At 61.0% G+C, this 4,094-nt stretch carries 5 protein-coding genes; 1 reads left to right on the forward strand and 4 read right to left on the reverse strand.

The window, feature by feature from the left end; genetic code table 11:
• Positions 1-1,021, reverse strand: a 1,021-nt coding sequence (gene bamA / locus VEJ16_01810) for an outer membrane protein assembly factor BamA (GenBank protein ID HYB08388.1), incomplete at its 3' end; no start/stop codon positions are given.
• Between bamA and VEJ16_01815 the strand changes: the two genes are divergently transcribed.
• Positions 1,005-1,229 carry a hypothetical protein gene (locus VEJ16_01815; protein ID HYB08389.1) on the forward strand — a complete coding sequence of 75 codons (225 nt, stop codon included), beginning with the start codon at positions 1,005-1,007 and terminating at the stop codon, positions 1,227-1,229. The genes bamA and VEJ16_01815 overlap by 17 nt on opposite strands.
• A gap of 144 nt (positions 1,230-1,373) precedes the next feature.
• Here the strand turns inward: VEJ16_01815 and rseP are convergent, their stop codons facing one another.
• The 3 genes from rseP to VEJ16_01830 form a co-directional block, all read right to left on the reverse strand.
• The gene (gene rseP, locus VEJ16_01820) at positions 1,374-2,471 is read right to left on the reverse strand and encodes an RIP metalloprotease RseP (protein HYB08390.1); all 1,098 of its coding nucleotides are present in this window, start codon (positions 2,469-2,471) and stop codon (positions 1,374-1,376) included.
• 24 nt (positions 2,472-2,495) lie between these two features.
• Positions 2,496-3,722, reverse strand: a complete 1,227-nt coding sequence (locus VEJ16_01825; protein ID HYB08391.1) for a 1-deoxy-D-xylulose-5-phosphate reductoisomerase — start codon at positions 3,720-3,722, stop codon at positions 2,496-2,498.
• Positions 3,713-4,094, reverse strand: a 382-nt coding sequence (locus tag VEJ16_01830) for a phosphatidate cytidylyltransferase (GenBank protein HYB08392.1), incomplete at its 5' end; no start/stop codon positions are given. The genes VEJ16_01830 and VEJ16_01825, both read right to left, overlap by 10 nt.

Raw genomic sequence — 4,094 nt, forward strand, 5'->3', positions numbered from 1 at the left:
CCTCGATTTTCGACGTGCTGAACGCGTCGCCCTCGACGAACTGCAGCTCGCGGCGAATCACCTTGTCGAGCGTTCGCGTATTACCCTTGATGTTCACGCGCTCGATATAGACGCGTGGACCTTCCTGCACGTCGAAAGTGATATCGATCGTTTTCTGGTCTTTGTCGCGCTTGACTTTCGGTCGAACGTCCACGAAGGCGTAGCCGCGGTTGCCGAGCGCGTCGGAGATTTTCTTGATGGTATTCTCGACCTCGTCCGCATTGTACCAGTCGCCCTCGCTGACCGTGATCAGCGACCGCAACGTCGACGGGTCGACATCCTTCACCGAGCTTGACACGTCGACCTTGCCGAACTTGTAGCGCTCGCCTTCCTCGATCGTGAAGGTGATGTAAAATCCGCTTTTATCCGGCGATAGCTCGGCGACCGCGGAGACCACCCGAAAATCCGCGTAGCCGTTGGCGAGGTAGAATTTGCGCAAAAGCTCTCGATCGAACGTTAGGCGGTCCGGATCGTATGTGTCATTGCTCGAGAGAAAGCGCCACCAGGCACTCTCCGTCGTCTGCACTTCCTGGCGCAAGCGATCGTCGCTGAAGGCGTGATTGCCGATAAAGCTGATGCGTGTGACCTTCGTCTTGTCGCCTTCGTTGATCTCGTAGACGAGATCGACCCGGTTTTCGGGCAACGTTATGACCTTGGGCTCGACCGTCGCCGCGAAACGCCCGCTCCGGCGATAGACGTCGAGAATGCGCTGGACGTCCTGCTGAACCTTGGTGCGCGTATAGACCGTGCGAGGCTTTAACTGAATTTCATCGTTGAGCTGCTTATCCTCGATCTTCGAGTTGCCCTCGAACGCAACGCGATTGATGATCGGATTCTCGATGACGCGCACGATAAGCGTATTGCCGTCGCGTCGTAACGACACATCGGCAAAAAGCCCTGTCGCGAATAGCGCCTTCAGCGACTCGTCCATCTTTGCGGAGTCAAACGGATCGCCGAGTTGAATCGTGAGATACGAGCGCACGGTCGACGGCTCGATCCGCTGGCTACCCTCGATGCGTATTTCCTGCACGACCCCCGAGCCGCCCGGCAAGGGTGCCGCAGTCGATGGATTGCCAGTGCCCGTTGAACCGGCCGGCGGAGGCTCGTTCGAAGGCGTTGGAGGGGGCGGGACTGCGCGAGGCTGGCGGATGGTCGGCGGATTGGCGGGAGGAGAAGTCGGGTTGTTCTGAGCCAAGGATAACAACGGTGGCAACAAAGCCATTGCGACGACCGATACCCCGAGTGCCAATCTTACATTGAATCGCCCCAACGGCTCCCCCCAGACATTATTCGTGTTTTCTTGATTAAAAGGATTGCGGTCACGACAAATCGGGCTACGTCACATCGTTCCAGATCACGAAGATCATCAACAGCAATACCAGAGTCAATCCGATCCGGAAACCGTAATCCTGGATGCGGGGCGCAAGGGGTCTGCGGCGTACGGCTTCCACCGCGTAGAATAACAGATGCCCGCCGTCAAGCATCGGTATCGGCAGAAGGTTGATCAGGCCGAGGTTCAGTGAAAGCACGGCAAGCAGGAAAAGAAATGACGCTGTACCATTCGATGCGGCCTCCGCGGCCCATTCGCCCATGCGCACGGGCCCACCCGCCTCGCCGAACGGGCGCTTGCCGCTGAACATCTGACCGATCGCCTTGGCGCTCGAAACCGTGATGAACGACATTTCCTCGACAGCACGCCGTGCGGCGACGATCGGCGTGTATCGCACGTACTCGGAGTCCTTGGTCGATTCGAGACCGAGCCGTCCGATCTTGTAACTGTGGCCGAAATTATCCTTTTGCTCGACGATCTCCGGCGTCAGCGTCAAGGTGATGCGGTTGCTGTCGCGCAAGATCTCGATTTTGAGCGGTTCGTCGAGTGCGAATTGCACGGTTTGCGCGATGTCCTGGAAGCGCTCGATTTCCTTGCCGTTGATTTCGACGATTCGGTCGCCTGGAAGAATGCCGGCCCGGGCTGCCGGGCTGTCGGCCAGAACCCCACCCACGATTGGTCGGGTGAACGGCTGGCCCGCCGTCGCGAACAGGGCCGTAAGAACGACGAATGTGAAGATGATGTTCGCGAGCGGCCCGGCAAAGACCACGGCCGTGCGCTGGCTTAATTTCTTGTGATGGAAGGAAACCGCGCGTTCCTCCGGCGTCATTGCCGCGAGCATTTCATCGGGCGCACTTGCGGCGTTGGCGTCGCCGAACATTTTGACGTAGCCGCCCAAGGGAAGGGCGCTGAATTTCCACCGCGTGTTGTGCTTGTCGGTCCAACCGAATAACTCCGGTCCGAACCCGATCGAAAACACTTCGACGCGCACCTTGTTCCGCCGCGCTACCCAAAAATGGCCCATTTCGTGCACGAAGACGAGCACGGTAAGGGCGATGAGCGACGGGATCGCGAAGTGCAGAATGCCGACCAAAGGATGCATTGTCGTTTCGGACCTTGTGTAGGTTTAATTGCGCAGTACCAACGCGTGAACGCGCGTCGACGCGACTTCGCGGGCCGCGGTGTCGGCGGCGCGCACATCGTCAAGCGTTGACATGGTCCTGTTCGGCAGCGCGTTCAACGCAGCTTCGACCACGCTCACGATATCGAGGAAGCGGATACGGCCGGCCAGAAACGCCTCGACCGCGACTTCGTTGGCCGCATTCAGCGTCGTGGGCGCGCTGCCACCCGCATAGAGGGCCTCGCGAGCGACGCGCAGGGCCGGAAAGCGATCGAGATCCGGTGCCTCGAATGTGAGATCGCTCAGACTTGCGAAGTCGAGCCGCTTTGACGGTGCGGTCATCCGCTCCGGCCACGCGAGTGCGACCGCAATCGGCGTTCGCATGTCCGGCGTGCCGAGCTGGGCGAGGACCGAACCGTCCACATATTCGACCATGCTGTGAATGACCGATTGCGGGTGAACAACGATTTCGATGCGTTCCTTGGGCACCGGAAACAGGTGCGACGCTTCGATCACCTCGAGGCCCTTGTTCATCATGGTCGCCGAATCGACTGAAATCTTCGCACCCATGGACCAGTTGGGATGTGCAACCGCCTCCGCTGGGGTCACGGCGTCGAGCTGAATCCGCGCCATCGTGCGAAACGGGCCGCCTGAAGCTGTAAGAATGATGCGCGCGACCGCGTCGCTTCGCTCGTAGTCGAGGACCTGGAAGATGGCGCTGTGCTCGGAATCGACAGGGAGGAGCGTCGCCGCGTTGTCGCCCACCGCCTTCATGACGATGTCGCCAGCACAGACGAGCGACTCCTTGTTGGCAAGTCCGACGACAGCACCCCGTTCGACCGCAGCCAAGGTCGGCTCGAGCCCGGCAGCACCGACGATTGCCGCCATGACCCAATCTGACGGGCGGCGCGCCGCTTCGACGACACTCGCCGCACCAGCGGCGGCTTCGATGCCGGTACCCGATAGCGCGGTCTTGAGTTCGCCGTAGCTGCTCTCCTCGGCGATGACGGCCAGACGCGCCCGGTGCCGACAGGCCTGCTCCGCAAGGAGTGCGACGTTGGTGTTCGCCGTCAGCGCCTCGACGCGGAATTTCGCCGGGTTCCGTTCGACGAGGTCGAGCGTGTTCCGGCCAACGGATCCGGTCGATCCCAGCACCGTGATGCGCTTGGGCGCTGGATTCCGCACCGGGGCTTCGCGCGCGTAACCGTCGAACGTTTGAGCCGTCACCGCCATGCCAGAACGTCGCCTCCGCTCGCAAATCCGATCAGCGCCACCATCGGGGCGGCGGCCAGGAGCCCATCGACCCGATCGAAGAGCCCGCCGTGCCCGGGGATCAGGCCACTCGTGTCCTTCACCTTGAAGCGACGCTTGATAGCCGATTCGGCCAAATCGCCGCCCTGCGAAAAGATCGCCACCAGGACGCTCAATCCCGCCCATAGGCTTAACCGAGCGAGAGTTATACTCCCGGCCGTCAGCCAAAAGAATAGACCTCCCGTCACGGCCGCGGCGGCAATTCCGCCGTAAAAGCCCGCCCAGGTTTTGTTGGGGCTCAGTTGGGGCGCCAGTTTCGGCCCGCCGATGGCCCGACCCGCCACATACGCTCCC

The organism is Alphaproteobacteria bacterium, from assembly GCA_035625915.1.
In the GTDB taxonomy this organism is placed as follows: domain Bacteria; phylum Pseudomonadota; class Alphaproteobacteria; order JACZXZ01; family JACZXZ01; genus DATDHA01.